At 71.3% G+C, this 22,156-nt stretch carries 19 protein-coding genes; 9 read left to right on the top strand and 10 right to left on the bottom strand.

Annotated elements, in window-relative coordinates:
• Nucleotides 1-27: 27 nt before the first annotated feature.
• The 3 genes from AB5L52_RS31145 to AB5L52_RS31155 are packed head-to-tail and all read left to right on the top strand — an operon-like array spanning nucleotide 28 to nucleotide 2,107.
• Nucleotides 28-1,101 (top strand): exo-alpha-sialidase, encoded by a 1,074-nt coding sequence (locus tag AB5L52_RS31145; protein ID WP_369367292.1) that lies wholly within the window; start codon nucleotides 28-30, stop codon nucleotides 1,099-1,101.
• A 38-nt stretch (nucleotides 1,102-1,139) separates the two neighbouring features.
• Nucleotides 1,140-1,862, top strand: a complete 723-nt coding sequence (gene npdG, locus AB5L52_RS31150) for an NADPH-dependent F420 reductase (protein WP_351020935.1) — start codon at nucleotides 1,140-1,142, stop codon at nucleotides 1,860-1,862.
• Between the two features lie 53 nt (nucleotides 1,863-1,915).
• Nucleotides 1,916-2,107, top strand: coding sequence for a hypothetical protein (locus AB5L52_RS31155; RefSeq protein ID WP_351020937.1), 192 nt, complete (start codon nucleotides 1,916-1,918; stop codon nucleotides 2,105-2,107).
• Here the strand turns inward: AB5L52_RS31155 and AB5L52_RS31160 are convergent.
• On the bottom strand, nucleotides 2,097-2,897 hold the full coding sequence (locus AB5L52_RS31160; protein ID WP_369367293.1) for a site-2 protease family protein: 801 nt from the start codon (nucleotides 2,895-2,897) through the stop codon (nucleotides 2,097-2,099). The two genes, AB5L52_RS31155 and AB5L52_RS31160, sit on opposite strands and share 11 nt — an antisense overlap.
• 137 nt (nucleotides 2,898-3,034) lie before the next feature.
• Between AB5L52_RS31160 and AB5L52_RS31165 the strand changes: the two genes are divergently transcribed.
• A complete protein-coding gene (locus tag AB5L52_RS31165) occupies nucleotides 3,035-6,289 on the top strand; it encodes a BTAD domain-containing putative transcriptional regulator (RefSeq protein ID WP_369367294.1) in 3,255 nt (1,084 codons plus the stop codon).
• A 13-nt stretch (nucleotides 6,290-6,302) separates the two neighbouring features.
• On the opposite strand, the gene AB5L52_RS31170 is transcribed toward AB5L52_RS31165, so the two are convergent.
• The 3 genes from AB5L52_RS31170 to panB form a co-directional block, all read right to left on the bottom strand.
• Nucleotides 6,303-7,118, bottom strand: coding sequence for an ABC transporter permease (locus AB5L52_RS31170; protein WP_351566163.1), 816 nt, complete (start codon nucleotides 7,116-7,118; stop codon nucleotides 6,303-6,305).
• The gene (locus tag AB5L52_RS31175; RefSeq protein ID WP_351020943.1) at nucleotides 7,115-8,137 is read right to left on the bottom strand and encodes an ATP-binding cassette domain-containing protein; all 1,023 of its coding nucleotides are present in this window, start codon (nucleotides 8,135-8,137) and stop codon (nucleotides 7,115-7,117) included. Before AB5L52_RS31175 ends, AB5L52_RS31170 begins: the two co-directional genes overlap by 4 nt.
• A 276-nt stretch (nucleotides 8,138-8,413) precedes the next feature.
• A complete protein-coding gene (panB, locus tag AB5L52_RS31180) occupies nucleotides 8,414-9,298 on the bottom strand; it encodes a 3-methyl-2-oxobutanoate hydroxymethyltransferase (protein ID WP_369367295.1) in 885 nt (294 codons plus the stop codon).
• A gap of 198 nt (nucleotides 9,299-9,496) precedes the next feature.
• Between panB and AB5L52_RS31185 the strand changes: the two genes are divergently transcribed.
• The 4 genes from AB5L52_RS31185 to AB5L52_RS31200 all read left to right on the top strand — a co-directional run bounded on the left by AB5L52_RS31185 (nucleotide 9,497) and on the right by AB5L52_RS31200 (nucleotide 14,343).
• A complete protein-coding gene (locus tag AB5L52_RS31185; RefSeq protein ID WP_351020947.1) occupies nucleotides 9,497-11,083 on the top strand; it encodes an MFS transporter in 1,587 nt (528 codons plus the stop codon).
• Nucleotides 11,084-11,161: 78 nt separating this feature from the next.
• Nucleotides 11,162-11,791 carry a TetR/AcrR family transcriptional regulator gene (locus tag AB5L52_RS31190; protein WP_351020949.1) on the top strand — a complete coding sequence of 210 codons (630 nt, stop codon included), beginning with the start codon at nucleotides 11,162-11,164 and terminating at the stop codon, nucleotides 11,789-11,791.
• A 189-nt stretch (nucleotides 11,792-11,980) separates the two neighbouring features.
• Nucleotides 11,981-13,030, top strand: coding sequence for an endonuclease/exonuclease/phosphatase family protein (locus tag AB5L52_RS31195; protein WP_351020951.1), 1,050 nt, complete (start codon nucleotides 11,981-11,983; stop codon nucleotides 13,028-13,030).
• Nucleotides 13,031-13,125: 95 nt separating this feature from the next.
• Nucleotides 13,126-14,343: an MFS transporter gene (locus AB5L52_RS31200; protein ID WP_369367296.1), complete on the top strand. Its 1,218-nt coding sequence runs from the start codon at nucleotides 13,126-13,128 to the stop codon at nucleotides 14,341-14,343.
• 89 nt (nucleotides 14,344-14,432) lie between these two features.
• On the opposite strand, the gene AB5L52_RS31205 is transcribed toward AB5L52_RS31200, so the two are convergent.
• The 5 genes from AB5L52_RS31205 to AB5L52_RS31225 form a co-directional block, all read right to left on the bottom strand.
• Entirely contained in the window at nucleotides 14,433-14,900 is a 468-nt protein-coding gene (locus AB5L52_RS31205) for a hypothetical protein (RefSeq protein ID WP_351034368.1), read from the bottom strand.
• Nucleotides 14,901-15,375: 475 nt separating this feature from the next.
• A complete protein-coding gene (locus tag AB5L52_RS31210) occupies nucleotides 15,376-15,945 on the bottom strand; it encodes a hypothetical protein (protein WP_369367297.1) in 570 nt (189 codons plus the stop codon).
• 540 nt (nucleotides 15,946-16,485) lie between these two features.
• Complete coding sequence (locus AB5L52_RS31215) at nucleotides 16,486-18,396, bottom strand: S53 family peptidase (RefSeq protein WP_351034366.1); 1,911 nt, start codon at nucleotides 18,394-18,396, stop codon at nucleotides 16,486-16,488.
• Between the two features lie 269 nt (nucleotides 18,397-18,665).
• Nucleotides 18,666-19,301 (bottom strand): DUF305 domain-containing protein, encoded by a 636-nt coding sequence (locus tag AB5L52_RS31220; RefSeq protein WP_351034361.1) that lies wholly within the window; start codon nucleotides 19,299-19,301, stop codon nucleotides 18,666-18,668.
• Nucleotides 19,301-19,972, bottom strand: coding sequence for a DUF3105 domain-containing protein (locus AB5L52_RS31225; RefSeq protein ID WP_351034358.1), 672 nt, complete (start codon nucleotides 19,970-19,972; stop codon nucleotides 19,301-19,303). The genes AB5L52_RS31220 and AB5L52_RS31225 overlap by 1 nt, the downstream gene beginning before the upstream one ends.
• 215 nt (nucleotides 19,973-20,187) lie before the next feature.
• Here AB5L52_RS31225 and AB5L52_RS31230 point away from each other — a divergent pair, with 215 nt between their 5' ends.
• A complete protein-coding gene (locus AB5L52_RS31230) occupies nucleotides 20,188-20,631 on the top strand; it encodes an Rrf2 family transcriptional regulator (RefSeq protein WP_351034356.1) in 444 nt (147 codons plus the stop codon).
• Nucleotides 20,632-20,721: 90 nt separating this feature from the next.
• Here AB5L52_RS31230 and AB5L52_RS31235 read toward each other — a convergent pair whose 3' ends face one another.
• Nucleotides 20,722-21,906: a globin domain-containing protein gene (locus tag AB5L52_RS31235; RefSeq protein WP_351034354.1), complete on the bottom strand. Its 1,185-nt coding sequence runs from the start codon at nucleotides 21,904-21,906 to the stop codon at nucleotides 20,722-20,724.
• Between the last annotated feature and the right edge of the window lie 250 nt (nucleotides 21,907-22,156).

Below are 22,156 nucleotides of genomic sequence, written 5' to 3' on the forward strand. Positions count from 1 at the left end.
TGCCCCACCACCCCGAGGAGCCGTCCCATGACCGAGGTCACCGTCCCCTTCCGCGCCGGACACGAGGGCTACGCCGCCTTCCGGATCCCGGCCGTCGTCGCCACCGGCGCCGGCACCCTCCTCGCCTTCTGCGAGGGCCGGTCCGGCTCCGCCGCCGACCACGGGCAGATCGACATCGTGCTCAAACGGTCCACGGACGGCGGCCGCACCTGGGGTCCGCTCCGGATCGCCGCGAACAACGGCGACCACCTCGCCGGCAACCCCGCCCCCGTCGTCCTCGACACCGGCCGGATCCTGCTCGTGCACCTTAGGGCCGCCGCCTCCGCCACCGAGGACGCCATCCTGCGCGGCCAGGTCGAGGACGCCGACGGGCGGCGCGTGTGGGTGCAGCACAGTGATGACGACGGGGAGTCCTGGTCCGCGCCCAGGGAGATCACCGCGCAGGTGAAGCAACCCGGCTGGCGCTGGTACGCCACCACCCCCGGGCACGCCCTCCAGCTGGGCAGCGGACGCGTCCTCGTCCCGGCCAACCACTCCCTGCCGCCCACCGGCACGGACACCGGCACCGAGCCGCACTACTACAGCGGCCACTGCCTGCTCAGCGACGACCGGGGCGAGAGCTGGTACCTCGGGTACGTCGACGAGAACACCGATGGATACATCAACGTCAACGAGACCACCGCCGCCGAACTCCCCGACGGACGCGTCTACTTCAACACCCGCACCGACTCGCGCTCGCCCGGCAACCGCGCCGACGCCCACTCGACGGACGGCGGGAGGACCCTGGTCAGGCCGTTCCGGCCGCAGGCAGGGCTGACCGCCCCGGTCTGCCAGGCCGCCGTCCTGCAGCTCCGCGACCCCGACCTGCTCCTCTACTCCGGCCCCGCCGCCCCCGCCTCCCGCGCCCTGATGACGCTCCGCGCCTCCACCGACGGCGGCACCACCTGGCGCACCGCGTACACCGTCGACGGGCTGCCCGCCGCCTACTCCGACCTGGTCCGCGTCGACGCGGACACGGTCGGACTCCTCTACGAGACCGGCGACTTCAGCGCCTACGAGACCGTCGCCTTCCGCCGGGTGCCGGTCCACCGCCTCACCTGACCGGGTGCCGTACCCGGCACGGACGTAGAGTCGCCCCCATGACCTCTACGACCTCTTCCGACAGCGCACAGACCCCCGCCAAGGCCCCCGCCAAGGACCCCTGGGACCTGCCCGACGTCTCCGGGTACGTCGTCGGCGTGCTCGGCGGCACCGGACCGCAGGGCAAGGGCCTCGCCTACCGGCTCGCTCGGGCCGGCCAGAAGGTGATCATCGGCTCCCGCGCCGCCGAGCGCGCCCAGGCCGCCGCCCGGGAACTCGGCCACGGCGTCGAGGGCGCCGACAACGCCGAGACCGCGCGCCGCAGCGACATCGTGATCGTCGCCGTACCGTGGGACGGGCACGGCGACACCCTGAAGTCGCTGCGCGACGAACTGGCTGGCAAGCTCGTCGTGGACTGCGTCAACCCGCTCGGCTTCGACAAGAAGGGCGCCTACGCCCTCAAGCCCGAGGAGGGCAGCGCCGCCGAACAGGCCGCCGCCCTGCTGCCGGACTCCCGGGTCGCCGCGGCCTTCCACCATCTGTCGGCCGTCCTGCTCCAGGACCCGGACATCGAGCAGATCGACACCGATGTGATGGTGCTCGGCGAGGAGCGGGCCGATGTGGAGATCGTGCAGGCGCTGGCCGGGCGCATCCCCGGCATGCGCGGCGTCTTCGCCGGACGGCTGCGCAACGCCCACCAGGTGGAGTCCCTGGTCGCGAACCTGATCTCGGTCAACCGCCGCTACAAGGCACACGCCGGGCTCCGCGTCACCGACGTCTGAGCGGATGGGGGACACTGGTCGTCGTAGCAGTGTCCCCGCAAGGAGCCGACCCCATGCCCCGCATCGCCCTCTACCCCCTCGTCGTCTGCGTCCTCTCCGTGGCCGCCGCCGTCGTCTCCTTCGCCCGGGGCAGCTGGCTGGGCGTCGTCTGGGTGCTGCTGGCGGGCCTGACGTCCAACATGACCTGGTACTACGTCAAGCGCGGCCGGGCCGCCGCGGCGCGGGGCAAGTCCGTCACGGGTTGATCCGGCAGATGTCGGGGCTGCCCTGCCAGAAGCGGTACAGCTCCTGGCCGCAGTAGCGCGGGAAGTCGCCCACGCCGAGGCCGCGCAGGATGGTGTCGATCACGTCGAAGAACACGCTGTTGATCGACGGCACCCACAGCAGCGCGAACACGAACAGCAGCCCGAACTGCGCGAACGGCTCCACCTGGCGCTTCACCCGGTACGACAGCCAGGGCTCGATGACGCCGTAGCCGTCCAGGCCCGGCACCGGCAGGAAGTTCAGGATCGACGCCGTCACCTGGAGCAGCGCGAGGAACGCCAGCGCGTACTGGAAGTCGGCGGGCACGCCGTCCAGGGCGTGCAGCCAGAACGGCGCGGTGCACACGGCCGCGAGCAGGACGTTCGTCAGCGGGCCCGCCGCCGAGATCAGGCTGTGTTTCCAGCGGCCCCGGATCCGGCCGCGCTCGATGAACACCGCGCCACCGGGCAGACCGATCCCGCCCATGATCAGGAAGAGCACCGGGAGCACGATGCTGAGCAGCGCATGCGTGTACTTCAGCGGGTTCAGCGTGAGGTAGCCCTTCGCGCCGACCGTGATGTCCCCGCCGTGCAGCGCCGTGCGCGCGTGCGCGTACTCGTGCAGGCACAGGGAGACGATCCAGGCCGCCGTCACGAACAGGAAGATCGCGACACCCGGCTGCGCCGCATACCCGGTCCAGGTGGCCCAGCCGGTCACCGCCGTCACGGCCAGGATCCCGAGGAACACGGGACTGACCCGCCGGTCGCTGGGGCGGGTGGTGGCGGTGGTCATGGGGGCAGGGCTCCTCGGGGCGTGTCGGACGGGGCGGGGTCGACCGTACCGGTGATGTGGGGGGAACGTCCGGCGGACGGCCAGAGGTTCCTGGTCATCCGAAACCCGGAAGCGGGGCCCCGTCGTCTCCGGCGACAATGGACCCCGTGCGCTATCGCCTGCTCGGCACCACCCAGGTACTCCGCCCCGACGGTACGGCCGTCCCGGTCGGCGGGGCGCGGCTGCGCGCCCTGCTGGGCGTGCTCGCGCTGCGTGCGGGGCGGACCGTGCCCGCCGCCGTGCTGGTCGACGAGGTGTGGGGCGCCGACCCGCCCGCCGATGCCGTCGGGGCGCTGCAGGCGCTGGTCGGCCGGCTGCGCCGTACGCTCGGCGCGGACGCCGTCGCCTCCGCCGAGGGCGGCTACCGGCTCACCGCCGCCCCCGACGACGTCGACCTCACCCGCTTCGAGCGGCTGACCGGCGACGGCCTCGCCGCCCTCGGCGACGGCGACCCGGCCAAGGCCGCCGCCGTCCTGGACGACGCGCTCGCCCTGTGGCGCGGCCCCGCCCTCGCCGACCTGCCCGACCACACCGCCGAGGCGGCCCGCTGGGAGACCCGCCGGCTCGACGCCCTGCGTGCCCGGCACACCGCCGCCCTCGCCCTCGGCCACGCCGGACAGTCGCTGCCCGAGCTGACCGCCCTGTGCGACGACCACCCGCTGGACGAGCCGCTGCAGGCGCTGCGGCTGCGCGCCCTGCGCGACGCCGGCCGCCCGGCCCAGGCCCTCGCCGCCTACGAGGAGGTACGACGGCTGCTCGCGGACCGGCTCGGCTCCGACCCCGGCCCCGAACTGCGCGCCCTGCACACCGAGTTGCTGACAGCAGCTCCTCGGGAGCCGGAGCGCCGGGTCCTCGGCAACCTGCCCGCCCGGCTCACCTCCTTCGTCGGCCGGGAGGCCGACATCGAGGCCATCGGCGCCGATCTCACCGGCGCCCGCCTGGTCACCCTGGTCGGGCCCGGCGGCGCCGGCAAGACCCGGCTGTCCCAGGAGGCCGCCGAGGCGGTACGGCACACCGCCCGGGACGGGGTGTGGCTGGCCGAACTCGCCCCCGTGGACGACCCCGACGCCGTACCGCAGGCCGTGCTCACCGCGATCGGCGCCCGCGAGACCGTGCTGTACGGCGCGGGGGCCGAGACCATACGCGCGGTCGGCGACCGCCACGACGACCCCCTCGAACGGATCGTGGAGCACTGCGCCCGGCGCCGGATGCTGATCGTCCTGGACAACTGCGAGCACGTCATCGAGGCCGCCGCCCACCTCACCGAGCGCCTGCTGGCCCGTTGCCCGGAGCTGACCGTCCTCGCCACCAGCCGCGAACCCCTCGGCATACCGGGGGAGTTGGTGCGGCCCGTGGAGCCGCTGCCCGAGCCGGTCGCCCTGCGGCTGCTCGCCGACCGCGGCGCCGCCGCCCGGCCCGGATTCCGCGTCGAGGACGATCCCGGGTCCTGCGCCGAGATCTGCCGGCGGCTCGACGGCCTGCCCCTCGCCATCGAGCTGGCGGCCGCGCGCCTGCGGATGCTGACCCCGCGGCAGATAGCCGACCGGCTCGACGACCGGTTCCGGCTGCTCACCTCCGGCAGCCGTACCGTGCTGCCCCGCCAGCAGACCCTGCGGGCCGTCGTGGACTGGTCCTGGGAGCTGCTGGACGCGGACGAACGGGACGTCCTCGCCCGGCTGTCCGTCTTCGCGGGCGGCTGCGACCTGGCCGCCGCCGAGGCCGTGTGCGGCCCGGCCGCCCTGGACGCGCTCGGCTCCCTGGTCGACAAGTCCCTTGTGGTGGCCGCTCCTTCGGCCGAGGGAACCATGCGCTACCGGCTCCTGGAGACCGTCGCCGAGTACGCCGGCGAACGGCTGGACGCCGCCGGCCGGCGCACCGGCGCCGAGCGCGCCCACCTCGCGTACTACCGCGAACTCGCCCGCACCACCGACCCGTTGCTGCGCGGCCCCGAACAGCGCACCGCCATCGAACGGTTCCAGCTGGAGTACGAGAACCTGCGCACCGCCCTGCGGCACGCCGTCGCGGCGCGGGACGAGCAGGAGGCGCTGTGCCTGACGCTGTCCCTGGTGTGGTTCTGGCAGATGCGCGACCAGCGCATCGAGACCCGCACCTGGTGCCGGGAGGTCATGGCACTCGGCCCCGACCCGTTCGCCGAACCGGTCCGCCCCGCCCGCCCGGTGTGGCGGCCCTGTACCGACACCCCGCCCCCGTACGCCGGCGAGGTTCTCCTGGAGGCCCGGCGCGGGGTCCATCTGGCCCATCTCGCCTGCATGGACACCGAGCTGGGCGCCTGGCAGACCGGCGAGGCGCAGGCCAAGCTGCGTGCCATCACCCAGGTCTACGAGCCCGGGCTGCCGCAGACCTGCCGCGCGCCCGGCATGCTGTGGTTCTTCGCCGTGATGCTGACCGGCGGCGCGGACAGGATGCGGACGGTCATCGACGCCTGCGTGCGGACCTGCCGGGAGACCCCGGGCTTCGAGTGGGAGCTGGCCGGGGCGCTGCAGATGCGCGCCAACATCCTCGCCAACCGCAGCGCCTGGGCGGGCAACGCCTCCCGGGACGCGGACGAGGCGCTGGAGATCTTCCGCCGTCTGGGTGACGCCTGGGGCACCGCGGAGGCGCTGTCCGCCCGCGGTGAGGCCCACGAACGCCGGGGTGCCTACCGGGAGGCCGTCGCCGACTACCAGGCGGCCATCGAGCATGCCGAACGCCTCGGCGCCCGCGGGCAGATGGCCGTCCTCCGGGCCCGCCTCGGCAGCGTGCTCATGGAGAGCGGTGACGCCGAGCGCGGTGAGCGACTGCTCCGGGACGTCATCGCGGCCCAGGACAGCTCCCTCAACGAGGCGATGCCCTTCGCCCGGCTGTTCCTCGCCTGCTGGCTGGGCCTGACCAGCCGCACCGCCGAGGCGCGTGAGCAACTGCGCGTGCTGCGCGAGGAGTTCACGATCGCGCACTTCGCCGTCTTCGACTCCATGATCCTCTCCCAGGAGGCCTGGCTGGACGCCCTCGACGGCCGGCCCGAGGACGCCCTGGACCTGGTGGCACGGGCGCTGGACCTCGCCCGCGACCCGCTGGTCAAGGGCATCGCCCCGCACATGGACTCCGTCTGCCTCGGCGTCGCGGCCATGGGCCTCGCCCGCCTCGACGGCGGCAGCCGCGCCGGTGACGCCGCCCGTTGCCTCGGAGCCTCCGACGCCCTGCTGCCGTCCGGCCACATCTCCTCCGGCATGGAGCGCCGGTGCCACGAGATGATCGAGGCCCGGATCCGGCAGGCCCTGGACGAGCCGGCCTACCGGGCCGCGTACGCCGAGGGCGGTGGCCTCTCCCTCGCGGAGGCCACCGCCCTGCTCTGAGACACGGTGAACGTCAAGTCCTGGTACGGAACTTGTGGATCGCGATCGGCGCCACGACCGCCGTGATCCCGACCGACCAGGCCACGGTCACCCACAGATCGTGCGCCACCGGGCCGCCCACCATGAGCCCCCGGGCCGCGTCCGCGAGCGTGGACAGCGGGTTGTAGTCGGTGAAGTCGCGCAGCCAGCCCGGCATCGACTTCGTCGGCGCGAAGATCGAGGACCCGAACTGCAGCGGGAACAGCACCAGGAAGCCCACGCCCTGCACGGACTGCGCGTTCTTCAGCATCACGCCGAGGGTGAGGAACACCCACATGATCGATGAGGCGAACAGCGCGGACAGGCCCACGGTCGCGAACAGGCCCGCCCAGTGGTGGATGCGGAACCCGACGCACACGGCGACGACCATCAGGATGACCGTGGCGAACAGCATCCGCCCCAGCTCGACGGCGATCTTCGCGAACAGCACGGAGCCGCGGCCGATCGGCAGCGTGCGGAACCGGTCCATGACCCCGCTGTTGAAGTCCTGGCTGAACCCGGTACCGACACCCTGCGACAGCGTCATGCTCATCATCGCGATCATGCCGGGGATGACGTACTGCACGTACTGGCCCTGGCCGCCGCCCAGCGCCTGGCCGATCGAACCGCCGAAGACGTACACGAACAGCAGGGTGAAGACGACCGGCATGAACAGCGCGTCGAACATCGACTCCGGGTCCTGGCGGATCCAGAGCAGGTTGCGGCGGATGAGCGCGCCGGTGTGCCGCAGATGCCCGCGCAGCGGGATCCGGACGTCGACGTCGGTGAGTGGGGTCGTGGCGGCGCTCATACGGCGACCTCCTCGCGGGAGTCGGCGGGCGTGGGCTCCTGCGGAGCACCGGCGCGGTGGCCGGTGAGGGACAGGAACACCTCGTCCAGGCTGGGCAGTTCGGTGGTGATGGAGGAGATCGTGATGCCGCGCGCGGTGACCGCGCCGACCACGGCGGTCAGCTGCTCGTCGCTGAGGACCGGCACCAGCAGCGTCCCGGACTCGGGGTCCACGGTGGTGCTCGCGAGCCCGGTGATGCCCAGGTCGTCCAGCGTGGCGGCGAGCGGGCGCAGCTGCAGCGGATCGACGGGACGGACACGGAGCGTACGACCGCCGACGCGGGCCTTCAGCTCCTCGATCCCGCCGGTCGCGATGACCTTGCCGCGGTCCACGACGGTCAGCTCGGAGGCGAGCTGCTCGGCCTCCTCCATGTACTGGGTGGTCAGCAGCACGGTGACGCCGTCGCCGACCATCGCCTGCACCTCGTCCCAGACCTCGTTGCGGGTACGGGGGTCGAGGCCGGTCGTCGGCTCGTCCAGGTACAGCACGGCGGGCCGCCCGATCATCGACGCGGCGAGGTCCAGCCGCCGCCGCATGCCGCCGGAGTACGTGCTCGCGGGGCGCCGCGCCGCCTCCGTCAGCGAGAACCGCTCCAGCAGCTCGTCGGCGCGGGCGCGGGCGGCCTTGCGGGACAGGTCCAGCAGCCGCCCGATCATGTACAGGTTCTCCCAGCCGGGCAGCTTCTCGTCCACCGAGGCGTACTGTCCGGTCAGCCCGATCACCCGGCGCAGCTGCCGGGGCTGGCGTACGACGTCGTAGCCGGCCACGGTGGCCTGTCCGGCGTCCGGGGTGATCAGGGTGGACAGGATGCGTACGAGGGTGGTCTTGCCGGCGCCGTTCGGACCGAGCACACCCATCACGGTGCCCTCGCGTACCTCCAGGTCGACACCGTCCAGCGCCTTGGTCTCGCCGTAGTGCTTGACCAGTCCCCGTACGTGCACGGCGTGGCTTGCGCCGGCGGGGTTGTCGATGCGTGTCATGCCAGAGACGGTGCCAGGGTCTGCCGACAGCCCACCGACAAGCCACCGACAGCCCACCTACACCCCCGGTGGACCCGCGGCCCATGCCCACCCACCACCCGACTCGCTTGGCTGAATGGGTGCCCATTCGGCCGACCCGGACGGGTGGGCGGCTGGGCGAAACGGGGGGCTGGGAGCGGAGCCCCCAGGGACACCAGCCCCGACAAGGCGGCAGCCCGCCGACGGGGGAAGATCGGCGGGCTGCCCGGTGTTTCCGCAGTGGCTCAGTGGCAACGCCTAGTGGACGGAGTGCTCCTCCAGCGGGAACGCGCCGGCGACGACGTCCTGCGCGAACGACCTCGCCGCGTCGCCCATGACCTCACGCAGGTTCGCGTACTTCTTGACGAACTTCGGGACCCGGCCGGAGGTCAGCCCGAGCATGTCCGTCCAGACCAGGACCTGCGCGTCCGTCTCGGGACCGGCGCCGATACCGACCGTGGGGATGTGCAGCACCCGCGTCACCTCGGCCGCCAGCTCCGTCGGGACGAGTTCCAGCACGACCGCGAACGCGCCCGCGTCCTGCACGGCCTTCGCATCGCGCAGCAGCTGCTGCGCCGCCTCCTCGCCGCGCCCCTGGACCCGATAGCCCATCGCGTTGACGGACTGCGGGGTCAGCCCGATGTGGGCCATGACCGGGATGCCGGCCTCCACCAGCAGCCGGATCTGCTCGTGCGAGCGCTCGCCGCCCTCCAGCTTGACCGCCCCGACCCCGGCCTCCTTCACCAGCCGGGTCGCCGAGCGCAGCGCCTGCACCGGACCCTCCTGGTAGGAGCCGAAGGGGAGGTCGCCGACGATCAGGGCGCGCTGCGTGCCGCGCACCACGGCCGCCGACAGCATCGTCATCTCGTCGAGGGTGACGGGCACGGTCGTCTCGTACCCGAGGTGACAGTTGCCCGCCGAGTCGCCGACCAGGATCACGGGGATCCCGGACTCGTCGAAGACGGACGCGGTCATCGCGTCGTAGGCGGTGAGCATGGGCCACTTCTCGCCGCGTTCCTTGGCGAGGGTGATGTCGCGGACGGTGATGCGCCGGGTGCTCTTGCCTCCGTACAGCGCCTTGCTGCCGTCGGAGGATGTCGTCTGCGTGGTCTGCGCATTCCGGGCAGCCGAAAGCTGCGTCATGGCAACGGCTCCTTCAGTCATCTCGAGGCGCCCTGACGGCGTCCCCGGATCGCTTCCATGGTGGCACCTCGTGCCAGTCAGGAACAGGGGGACCCCCTGTGATCCCTGTCCATGGCCGGAAACCGAGCCATGTAAGGCCTTGGTAAAGAAATGAGATACGAGACCGTTCCGTATCGAAATGATCGTACGCTCGAACACATGACAAGTCCCGTCCCTGCCTCCCGAATACCGGAAGCGGTGCACCGGCGCCGGTGGGCGATCCTCGGCGTACTGATGCTGAGCCTGCTCATCGTGGTGCTCGACAACTCGATCCTGAACGTCGCCATCAAGACGATCTCGACCCCCGCGCCGACCGGCCTCGGCGCCTCCCAGGGCCAGATCGAGTGGGCGATCAACGCCTACACCCTCGTCTTCGCCGGCCTGCTGTTCACCGCCGGCCTCGTCGGCGACCGCCTCGGCCGCAAGAAGGTGCTGCTCGGCGGCATCGCCGTGTTCGGCATCGGCTCCGCCCTGGCCGCCGAGTCCGGCTCGCCCGGCCAGCTGATCGCCTACCGCGCGCTGATGGCCCTCGGTGCCGCCTTCGTGATGCCGGCCACCCTCGCCGTCCTGATGAACGTCTTCGAGCGCGAGGAGCAGCCGAAGGCCATCGGTATCTGGGCGGGCGGTGTCGGCCTCGCCATCGCCATCGGGCCGATCACCGGCGGCGCTCTCCTCGACCACTTCTGGTGGGGCTCGGTCTTCTTCGTCAACGTGCCGATCGTGATCGTCGCGCTGATCCTCATGACCTGGCTGGTGCCCGACTCCCGCGACCCGAAGCCGGGCCGCCTCGACCCCGTCGGCGTCGTCCTGTCCGTCGTCGGCCTCGTCCTGCTCGTCTACGGCATCATCAAGGGCGGCGAGCTGGCCGACTTCACCGACGCGAAGGTGCTGGCGACCATCATCGCCGGTCTCCTCGTCCTCGTCGGCTTCGTCGTCTTCGAGCGGCACAGCGACCACCCGTCGCTCGACGTCACCTACTTCAAGAACAAGGTCTTCTCGGCCGCCATGGGCGCCATCGCGCTGGTCTTCTTCGCGCTCATGGGCGTCACGTTCTTCGGTGTCTTCTACACCCAGAGCGTGCGCGGCTACTCGCCGCTGGAGTCCGGTGTGCTGATGCTGCCGCTCGCCCTCGCCCAGCTGATCTTCGCGCCGCGCGCCCGGCTGCTGGTCGACCGGTTCGGCAACAAGGCCACGACCACGGCGGGCCTGGTGCTGATCGCCGCGACGCTGGCCGCCTTCGCCGGCTTCGAGGCCGACACGCCGATCTGGATCCTGGAGGTCGTCTTCTTCCTCATGGGCACCGGCATGGCGCACATCATGACGCCGACCTCGGTCGTCATCATGCAGGCGCTGCCGCGTGAGAAGGCCGGCTCGGCCTCCGCGCTCAGCAACACCTTCCGCCAGGTCGGCGGCGCGCTCGGCATCGCCGTCCTCGGCTCGGTGCTCGCCACCTCGTACCGCAACGGCATCGAGGGCAAGCTCGGCGTGCTGCCGCCCGCCCTGCGCGACAAGGCCGCCGAGTCCATCGAGGCCACCCTCGGCATCGCAGGCAGGCTCGGCCCGCAGGGCAAGGCCCTGGTCACGCCCGCCGACGACGCGTTCCTGCACGCCATGCACGTCACCGCGCTGTGCGGAGTGGGCGTCGCGCTGATCGGCGCCGTGGTGACGGCCCTGTTCCTGCCGGGCAGGCCGCCGGCCGCTCAGCAGGGCGAGAAGGAGACGGAGTTGGTCGCGGCCGCGGAGTGACGCGAAACGCACGGGCTTTCACGGGGGAAGGAGGCGGCTGCGGGACAATACCGCAGCGCAGTGAGAGGACGGATCGACGTGAGCCTTGCCGAAAGCCGGCCGCGGCCGGACGGGCCCGCGCGGGGACGCCCCCGCAGCGAGGCCGTGGAACGGGCCATTCTGGAAGGCGTGATGAAGCTCCTGGAGGACGGCGTACCGCTCGCCGAACTCTCCATCGAGCGCGTCGCGCGCACGGCCGGCGTCGGCAAGGCCACCATCTACCGCCGCTGGAGCGGCAAGGAGGAACTGTTCCTCGACGTCGTACGCGCCGCCGAGCCCCCCGACCCCGAACTCCCCGGGACCTGCCTGCGCGACGACCTCGTCGTGCTGCTGGAGTCGCTGCGCCAACGCGGCCTCGCCACCCGCTCCTCGGCGATCCTGCACAACGTGTACGCGCAGATCAAGCACACCCCCCGGCTCTGGCGGGAGTACTACGACAGCGTCATAGCGCCCCGCCGCCGGCTCTCCATGGAGGTGTTGCGCCGGGCCCGGGACAGCGGCGAGCTGCGGGCGGACGTCGACCTGGAACTGGCCAACGACATGTTCGTCGGCCCCATGCTCGTCCGCAGCATCATGCGCCCCGACAGCGACCTGCCCGAGGACCTGGCGGAACAGATCGTCGACGCGGTCCTGGAAGGCCTACGGCCCGTCAGCTCGACAGCCTCGTAGCACCCATGTGCGCATTTCGTCACAGACCCTGCGCGTCCCGGGGGCAGCCGGAACTCGCCGCCCCGCCTCCTCGTCCTCGTCTTCCGTACGGCCGTCATGGGACGGCGGGACCGGAGCCGATCATCCCCTAGGGTCGGAAGAACACACGGGGGAACGACGGTGTGTACGGCAGGCAGTGAGGCAGACGGTATGGCGCAGCAGGCGTACGTGACGAAGACGGTGGGCGGCGGCTCGGGGCCCGAGCATCCAGGAACCCGGCTTCGGCGCCTGATGCACCGCCTCTTCTCCGGCTGGCGCGGCGATCCACGCATCTGGCGCCGCGGCATCGTCCTCGCGGTGCTGGCCCTGCTCCTCGCCCTGGTGATGCTGCTGCACTCGCACATCCCGAACAACGTGGGCAACCTCGGCAGCCTGACCGAGACGTTTCTGCCCTGGCTGGGCCTCGCCGTCCCGGTGCTGCTGCTCCTCGGCCTGATCCGGAAGTCGGCGACCGCGCTGATCGCCGTGCTGCTCCCGGCGATCGTGTGGCTGAACCTCTTCGGCGGTCTGCTCACCGACAAGTCGGGCTCGGGCGGCGACCTGATGGTGGCGACCCACAACGTCAACGCCGAGAACCCCGACCCCGCCGGGACCGCCCGCGACGTCGCCGCCTCCGGCGCCGAGATCCTGGCTCTGGAAGAGGTCCCCGGCACCGCCGTACCCGTCTACGAGCAGGCGCTCGCGTCGACGTACAAGCACCACGCGATGGTCGGCACGGTCGGCCTGTGGAGCAAGTACCCGATGACCGACGTCCGGGCCGTCGACATCAGGCTGGGCTGGGAGCGTGCGATGCGCGCCACCGTGACCACCCCCAAGGGCCCGATCGCGGTGTACGTCGCCCACATGCCCTCGGTCCGGGTGAAGGTGGAGGCCGGCTTCACCGCCCGGCAGCGCGACACGAGCGCCGACGCGCTCGGCGAGGCCATCGCCCACGAGCCGCTGCAGCGGGTCGTCCTGCTCGGCGATCTGAACGGCACAATGAACGACCGCTCGCTCAACGCGGTCACCTCGCAGATGCGCTCCACGCAGGGCGCGGCGGGCAGCGGGTTCGGGTTCAGCTGGCCGGCGTCGTTCCCGATGGCGCGGATCGACCAGATCATGGTCAGGGGAGTGGAGCCGGAGAGCTCCTGGACGCTGCCGCGCACGGGCAGCGATCACCTTCCGGTGGCCGCCCGTGTGAAGCTCGACACGTCCTCGTAACCGGTTGGAATACCGGGCCTGAGAGACTTTGTTCCGCTGCTGAACTTAGAACGCACGGAACTCCGCTCTCTGACTCGGAAAGGCACAGGCCCTTCATGCCCCTGGCCCTGCTCGCTCTGGCCGTCGGCGCTTTCGGAATAGGTACGACCGAGTTCGTGATGATGGGCCTGCTGCCCGACGTCGCGGACGACCTGCACATCTCCATCCCCACGGCGGGACACCTGGTCTCGGCGTACGCGCTGGGCGTGGTGATCGGCGCCCCGCTGCTCGCCGCGCTCACGGCTCGCATGTCCCGGCGCACGGTCCTGATCGCCCTGATGGGACTGTTCGTCGCGGGCAACGCCCTGTCGGCGTTCGCCCCCGGCTACGACTCCCTGCTCGGCGCCCGCTTCCTCAGCGGCCTGCCGCACGGCGCGTTCTTCGGCGTGGGCGCGGTCGTGGCGACGTCGCTGGTCCCCCCGGAGCGCAAGGCCCGCTCCGTCTCCCTGATGTTCCTCGGCCTGACCGTCGCCAACATCGCGGGCGTGCCGGTGGCGACGCTGATGGGCCAGCACCTGGGCTGGCGCTCGACCTTCCTGGCCGTGAGCGTGATCGGCCTGGCCGCGATCGCCTCGCTGGCCCTGCTGATCCCGGAGGACAAGGGGCATGCCGCCGCGTCGACGGGCCTGCGCGGCGAACTGGCGGCGCTGCGCTCCCTGCCGGTCTGGCTGGCGCTCGGTACGACGGTGGCGGGCTTCGGCGCGCTGTTCGCCGCGTACAGCTACGTGACCCCGATGCTGACGGACACGGCGGGCTACGCCGAGTCGAACGTGACGCTGCTCCTGGCCCTCTTCGGTGTGGGCGCGACGGCGGGCAACCTGCTGGGCGGCCGTCTGGCGGACCACTCCCTGCGCGGCACGCTGTTCGGCGGCCTGGCCGCACTGGCGGTGGTGCTGCTCCTGTTCCCGCTGCTCATGCGGGCGCAGTGGAGCGCGGCGCTGGCGGTGACCCTGCTGGGCATGGCGGCGTTCATCACGGGCTCGCCGCTGCAGCTGATGGTGATGGAGAAGGCGTCGGCGGCCCCGTCCCTGGCCTCCTCCGCCAACCAGGCCGCCTTCAACCTCGCGAACGCCGGCGGCGCCTGGATCGGCGGCCTGACCCTCGCGGCGGGCTTCGGTACGACGTCGCCCGCGCCGGCGGGAGCGGCGCTGGCGGTGCTGGGGCTGGGCGTGGCGGCGGTCGCGTATGCCGTCGACCGCCGCCATGCGACTCCCTCGGCGGGCCGGGTGATCACCTCGCATCTGCCGGAGGAGTCGGGGGCGCTGCACCACTGACCCAGGGGGCTCCGCCGGGGGTCCAGGGGGCTCCGCCCTCTGGACCCCCGTTCTGCCTCGGGCCCACCCGGCACGGCCAGTAGTGGTGGTCAGTAGTGGTACGCGCCGTGCAGCACGCGTGGGCCGTAACCGGCTGTCATCGCGGCCGGACGGAATCTGCGGCTGAAGTCCAGCGGGATGTCCAGGGCCAGGAACTTCTTTCCGTTGCCCGTCCGTGCGCGCAGGCGGATCCGGTGCTGTGCCACCGGGACCGTCTCGGGAAGCCGAAGGTTCCACGCCTGCTTCCAGGGCCCGGCGGGCAGCATCGGTTCACCCGTGAGCCTCGATCCCATGCGCGCCAGCAGATCGGGCAGCCGGTAGCTCCTGTCCAGTATCTTCACCGGACCGAACTTCATGATCACATTGCAGGTGACCCGGGTCAGGTCGACGGTTTCCTTGAGGTGTCCGTTCATCTCCCAGCGGACCTGGTGCCCGAGCCACGGCAATGCGGGGGTCAACGTGATATCGAGGATGTCCAGGACATAGGAGTCGTCGCTCGCGTCCTCCACCAGACGCATACTCACCTCACTCACCCCGCGGTGTCGCGGATACGAATGGTGCCGCCGTGGCACGTGCCCGACCCGGCGGCGAAGCGTCACTCAGGGCCCCGAACCATCCGGGCACGACAGCGGTCGCGCACAGGCGGTCGCCTCAGTCGCCCTTGTCCAGCAGGCGAGGAGGCCTGGGACGACCGCGGCGCCGAGCACGCCGCCGGAATGCCGCTCGCACCCTTGTCTCACCCGTTCGGGCGTGGAGGGAACGCCGGAAGGAAGCCGGCGGCCACGCCACCGGGACATGCGCCAACGGGAGGCGTTCGCACGGAAATCACCGGGCGGATCGGCCGGTGAGGGCCCGGACGGCCGCCCGGACGCCAGGCCGCGGCGCCTGGCGTCCGGCTCGGGCGGGGTGTCTGAGGCGCGAGGTTGTCGGACAATGGTCGGGACCGGAGCCCCGGCCCGATTGCGGCGGGCCGGGGCTCCACATCAACCAGGATCAGTCGTCCCAGTTGTCGTGGTCGCCGCGGTCGTCGCCGCGGTCGTCGCCGCGGTCCTCGTGGTCGTGGTGCCGGACCACGCGGAAGCTGGCCACCACTCCGTTTTCGACCTCGATGCCTTCGGTGGCGCGGGGGTGCACGCCGTTGCTTTCGCTGTGGGGCCCGACGGTGGCGATGGGGGCGCCGTTGTCGCAGACCGCCCCACGGAACACCTCGACGGTCGAGTGGCTGTCGTTGCGGATGTTCAGGGTGTTGGCGCCCAGGCCGCTGACGACGGTGATGCAGTCGCCCGGGTGGCTGGAGTAGGACCGCTCGTTGACCTGGATGCGGCCTTCGTGCCGGCGGTGGTGGTGCTCCTCACCCCCTTCGTTGCCCTTGCTCCAACCCTCGTCGCCCTTGCTCGTTTGTCCGGAGCCACCGTCCCGGGGTGCGGGCGCGCCGGCGGCGGCCGTCGGGGCTGCCTGGGGCTCCGGGGCGGAGGCGGCCGAGGCGTAGGTGATGCCAGTCGCGGCAAGCGCGGCGGCGGCTGACACGGATGCGGTCACCAACGTGGAACGGGCGAGCTTCATGTCGCTTCTCCTGTCTCGTGTATCGGAGAGGCCGGCCCGTCAGCCGGCTCGAGATCAAAGCTACGCACAGCTCGCATATCGGCAATACCGGAGATTTGGCGACATAGTGCCGATTGGGGCATTTTTCGCTCCGAGCGCCCCGCTCCTGAGGGGTCGACAGCGGATCAAGTGGCCATAAAAAAGGTAGGATTGACATACTATTAGGCCGTTAGGGCGATCTCCCGGCTCCTGCTCACCCGTCAGCCGCGCGTGTCGGTGCGGATGTGACGATTTGAGTCGTGTTAAAGGGCCCGGCCCGTCGGCGGGGATCACATCCGTCCAGCGGGGTCCCGGCCCCGCCCGGACTCCTCCGCCGCCGTGACGGACAGCGGGGCGGGCCACGCGCGCGCTCGATGCCGCGCCCCTCGCGTACACGCTGCCAACAGCCGTGGCTGCACCGCGAGTTACCGGGGCTGCAACGCAAAAAAAAGGGGGGGCGTGCGGTCCCCAGGACCCCACGCCCCCCAGCTCCTCAGCGGAGCTTCAGTGCGTCAGTTTGCGTCAGTGCTTCTTCGCCGCGTACGACTGCACATAACCGTCCGCGGGCGAGCCCACACCGGTCACGTCGTCGTAGCCCTTCGTCGCGGACAGGGAGCTGTCCTTGCCGAGGCTGCGGACCGAGTACAGCAGGCCGCCCTTGGCGTCCAGGCCGTTGGCGAAGTCCACGCGGGCCACCGCCAGGCCGGAGCCCGTCGGGTTGTCCGTGACGTCGTGGAAGACACCCTTCTTGCCGTACTTGGCGTAGATCGACGGGTTGGCGAAGCCGATCGCCTTGCCGCCGTTCGCCTCCTGGGCCAGCGCCTGGACCGCCGCGATCACCGGAGCGGCGAGCGAGGTGCCGCCGATGCGGTACTCGCTGTACTGCTGCGAGCCGTCCGGGAAGGTCTGGGTCTGGCCGACCAGGAAGCCGGTGTTCGGGTCGGCGATGGCCGCGATGTCCGGGACGACACGGTTGCCGGTGGCGCTGTTGGCCTTGGCGAGCGCGTCGGGAACCACGCCCTTCTGGTAGTACGGCTCGGCGACCGTCTTGCTGGTGCCGCCGCCCGCGCCCGAGGTGAAGGCGCCGGGGAAGCCCGTCCAGCTCTTGCCGTCGGCCGACAGGGTCGCCTTCTCGGTGCCCCAGCCGGTCTCCCACTGGTACGTGTCGCCCTTGCCGACGGCCAGCGACGTACCGCCGACCGCGGTCACCCATGCCGAGTTGGCCGGGGTGTCGACCTGCTTCACCTTGGTGTGGGCGACCTCGTCGCCGTTGTCACCGGAGGAGAAGTAGAAGCCGATGCCCTGCACCGCGCCCAGCTGGAAGACCTGGTCGTAGGCGGCCGCGAGGTCCGGGGTCTGGTTGGCCTCGACGTCGCCCCAGGAGTTGGAGACGATGTCGGCCAGGTGGTTGTCGACGACCTTGCTGAGCGAGCCGAGCAGGTCCTCGTCGTAGCAGGAGGCCGCACCGACATAGGTGATGTCGGCGTTGGGCGCGACGGCGTGCGCGGCCTCGACGTCGAGGGTCTCCTCGCCGTACCAGCCGGCCGCCTTGCACTCGGCGGTCTTGGTGTAGGCGGCCGGCAGCGACTGGTGCAGCTGGCCGGTCGTCCAGGCCTGGTCGCCGTTCTTCGCGGCGTACGTGCCGGCGTCGAAGGCGATGGTCGGGGAGGCGTAGGCGTCGGTGATGGCGATGCGGACGCCCTTGCCGGTGTACGTGCCGGCGCCGTAGGCGGCGCGCAGCTGCTTGCCGGTGTAGCCCTTGATCGCGTACGGGATCTTCTGGCCGTACGCGTCCGGCAGCGTGCTCGCGATCTTCGAACCGTAGTACGAGGATGACGGTCCGGCGTTCTTGAACACGGCGTCCGGCGGCGGCAGCGTGTCGTCGTGGCTCGCCATGTGCGGGGCGTTGTCCAGGCCGGTGACGGTCAGGACGGCGCCCTGGAGGGCGGCCGGGACGGAGGCCGGCTGCGCGGGGGCGCGGTAGATCGCCGAGCCCTTGGCGTAGTTGTGCAGCTGGGTGCCGAAGGCCTTCTCGGTGGTGGCCACGTCACCGGAGACGGCGACGTAGTGCTGGGTGACCTCGGTGACCTGCAGGCCGGACGACGTTAGCCAGGACTTGACGGCGGCCACCTGGGCCTTGGTGGCCCCGAAGCGGGCCTGCGTCTTCTTGGCGCTCAGGTACTTGCCGTACAGCGGCGAGCTGGGGTCGGACACGGCCTTGGCGTAGGCGGCGAGTCCGGCCGCGTCCTTTCCGGCGAAGTAGACCCGGGCGTTGACCTTGGCGCTGTTCGAGGTCGCGCCCTTGTCCGCCTTGGCCGTGGCCCAGAGAGGCTTGGTGCCCTTCAGTGCGTTACGAGCGGGGCTGTCCGCGGCGTGCGCCGCGGGTATGCCCAGCGCCAGCGCGCCGGCGACCATGGGCAGTGTCGCTGCCATGCTCATGGCGCGCAGTTTGGCGCGGTTGGATCTCATAGAACCCCCTGCGATGCGGTTCGCATGCATGTAGTGGTCGGTACGCCATGCGTTCCGCGCACCGGCCCGCGGCGGTTCGGCCGGTGATTGGATCACATGATGGGGGTCACTCTTTCGATGAACTGTTCATGCCAGGGGAATGAACAGGTCAAGACAAGCCCAAGTGGCCGTCAGGTGGGGAGATTTGGGGCTTTTATCCTTACAGCTGTGTAACGAATGGGGTTGTTCGCTGTTCAAGAACGCGGTTTCGCTCCCCGCGCCTTGAGCATCTGGGCCATCACCTGAAGCTCCGACTGCTGCGCGTCGACCATGCCCTGCGCAAGCCGCTTCTCCACGTCGACGGTGCACTTGGCCGCGCAGCCCTCGGCCATGTGGATGCCGCCCTTGTGATGGTCCGTCATCAGCTGCAGATACAGGACCTCGGCCTGCCTGCCGTTCAGCGACTGGAGCTTCTTCAGCTCCGTGTCGGTCGCCATGCCCGGCATCAGCGAGCCGTCCCCGCGCTCGGGCATGTCACCCATGCCCATCCAGCTCATCGGCGGCTCGGCCGACACCTTCGGCAGCTGCCACAGATCCAGCCAACCCAGCAGCATCCCGCGCTGGTTGGCCTGCGTCTGCGCGATGTCGTAGGCGAGGCGCCGCACTTCCTCGTTCTGCGTGTGGTCCCGGACGATGTACGACATCTCGACAGCCTGCTGATGGTGCACGGCCATGTCCCGGGCGAACCCGGCGTCGGCCGACTCCGCCCCCGGCACCGTCGGCTGCGAGGAAGCGCCGGAGTCCTCGGCCACCGCGTAGGTGATCGCGCCGGCCGCGACGAGCACCGCCGCCGCGGCCCCCGCGAGCCAGCCGATGTGCCGGCGCCGCACTACATCGCCCCGTTGGTGCAGGCGGCGCCCGGCTCCGGAGTCTGCGGGCCCTGGACGTAGGCGGCGAAGAACTTGTTCACCTCGGGATCGGTCGCGCTCTTGACCGTCACCTGGTGGCCCCACGCCGACAGGACCAGCGGCGCCGCCTGGTTCTCGTACGGGCTCATCAGCGAGTACGGCGTCTTCTTCACCTTCGCCGCGAGCGCGTCCACGTCGGCCTTGCTCGCCTTGTCGGTGTACGTCACCCAGACCGCGCCGTGCTCCAGCGAGTGCACCGCGTTCTCGTCCTGCAGCGCCTTGGTGTAGACGGTGCCGTTGCAGGTCGCCCAGATCTGGTTGTGGTTGCCGCCGACCGGCGGGTGCATCGGGTACGACACCTTGTTCGGCACATGGGTCCGCGCCAGCTTGCCGCTCCAGGCCTGCACACCGTCCTTGCCGGTGGTCCAGTGGCCGGAGTCGCCGGAGGAGCCGCCCTTGGTGTCGCTCGCGGTGTCCTTCTTGCCGGACTGGGAGTTCACGAGGACCACACCGCCGACGACGAGGCCGGCGACGATCACCACGCTCGCGCCGATGGTGAGTATGCGGCCGCGGCGCTCGCGCGCCCGCTCGGCGCGGCGCATCTCCTCTATGCGCGCCTTGCGCGCCGCGCTGCTGTTCTTGGCGGAACCCATGAGGTGTCCTTCTGGGGAAAGGGACGGCAACGGGAAGGGTGGAGCCCGCTGATCGTAGTAGGGGAGGGGACGGCTTCCGTAGGGAGGGCGGGGCAAAGGAACGGCCGAGGGATGCGCAAAGCGGATGAAGGCGGGCGACGGTGGATGAAGACAGGCGACGGTGGACGACGCCGGGATAATTTGAACCGCGGATGCGTATTACCTACGCTCGCGGTATGCGGCTCCTGCGCTCCACCGACCTGGCCCTGCGCGTCCTGATGCGACTGGCCGTGGCCGCCGACGCCACACCCACGACCCGCCAGGTCGCGGCGGACATGGACGTGCCCTACACGCACGCCGCGAAGGTCGTCGCCGAACTCCAGCACCTGGGCCTCGTCGACGCCCGCCGCGGCCGCGGCGGCGGCCTCGCGCTGACCGGGAGGGGCCGTACGGCGTCGGTCGGCGCGGTGGTGCGGATCTTCGAGGGCGACGGCGACGTGGTCGACTGCGAGGGCGCGACCCCCTGCCCCCTGAACTCCGGCTGCCGGCTGCGCGGCGCCCTGCGGCGGGCCCAGGAGGCGTTCTTCGTGGCCCTGGACCCGGTCACGGTCGCCGACATCGTCGCCGACCCCACCGGCCCGCTGCTGCTGGGCATCTCCCGCGGACCGCAGGCCGGTTGACGGGGGAGCGACCAGCCACGACGGCGCCGCAGGCGAACGACGGACATCGCGGCAATTCCAACGGACATCGCGGCAATTCCAGCGGAGCGCTCAGCCCTGGGCCGGCCACAGGTCCGGGCCGAAGACCTCGTAGTGGATGTCGGCCGGGGGCACGCCCTTCTCGATCAGCTGGGTGCGCAGCGCGCGCATGAAGGGCAGCGGTCCGCACAGGTACGCGTGCGTGCCGGGGTGTACCGGGATGCCGGCGAGGTCGACCAGGCCGGTGCGGGTGCCCGGCGCCGCGTCCCGCTCGTAGCAGAAGTGCACGGAGGCGGCCGCGAGCTTTCCGGCGTACGACTCGTGGTCGGTGCGCAGGGCGTGGTCGGCGGGGGAGCGGTCGCCGTGCAGGACGGTGACCGGGGCGCGGTGGCCGGTGGCCGCGAGGTCGGCCAGCATGGCGATCATCGGGGTCACGCCGATGCCCGCGGAGGCGAGCAGTAAGGGGGTGTCCGGGCCGGCGGCCAGGACCAGGTCGCCGTACGGCTCGGACAGTTCGAGGACGTCGCCGGGGCGCACGCGCGCGTGGAGGTGGTGGGAGACCTCGCCGTCCGGGGTCGTACCGCCGTGCACCCGCTTGACGCTGAACTGCCGTACCGTCCCGCCCGGCGCCCCGGACAGGCTGTACTGCCGTATCTGCCGGGCCCCGTCGGGCAGGGGCACGCGCACCGAGACGTACTGGCCGGCCCGGAAGTCCCGCACCGCGCCGCCGTCGGCCGGCCGCAGCCGGAAGGTGACGACGTCCGCGGTCTCCGCGACCCGCTCGACGACCTCCCACTCCCGCCATCCCCGGCCGCCGCTCTCCTCGTACAGCCGCTTCTCGACCGCGACGAGCGCGTTCGCCATCAGCCAGTAGACCTCGTCCCAGGCGGCGGCGACCGCGGGCGTGACGGCGTCGCCGAGGACCTCGGCGATGGCGGCGAAGAGGTGCTCGTGGACGACCGCGTACTGCTCGGGCGCGACGCCGAGCGAGGCGTGCTTGTGGGCGATGCGGCCGAGCATCGCGTCGGGCCGGGTGTCCGGGTGCTCCAGCAGATGCGTGGCGAAGGCGGCGATGGCGCCGGCGAGGGCCTGCTTCTGGGCGCCGGAGGCCTGGTTGCCGCGGTTGAACAGGTCCCGCAGCAGTTCGGGGCGGGCGGCGAAGAGGCGGGCGTAGAAACGCTCGGTGATCTCGCCGATGGCCGCGCCGACTGCGGGAAGCGTGGCGCGGACGGTGGCTGCGGACGACTCGGACAGCATCGGGACTCCTCACGACTCGGCTGAGCGGCACGCTATGAAAACTTGCATCTGAGATGCAAATTAAACGGACATGGCTTCGCTCACTCGTCGCACGGGTTCGGCCATTACGGATGTCGGTCCAAGCAGGCAAGATGGGCGACAGAGCAGTACACCTGCCGTACGAGAGGCGTTCAGACCGAGGACGCTCGGGCGATCAAGGTCGGCAACGCGCACGAAACGGTGGTGTGGTGTGATGCTCAGGTGCCCGACC

It is taken from the genome of Streptomyces sp. CG4, from assembly GCF_041080655.1.
Taxonomy (GTDB): Bacteria; Actinomycetota; Actinomycetes; order Streptomycetales; family Streptomycetaceae; genus Streptomyces.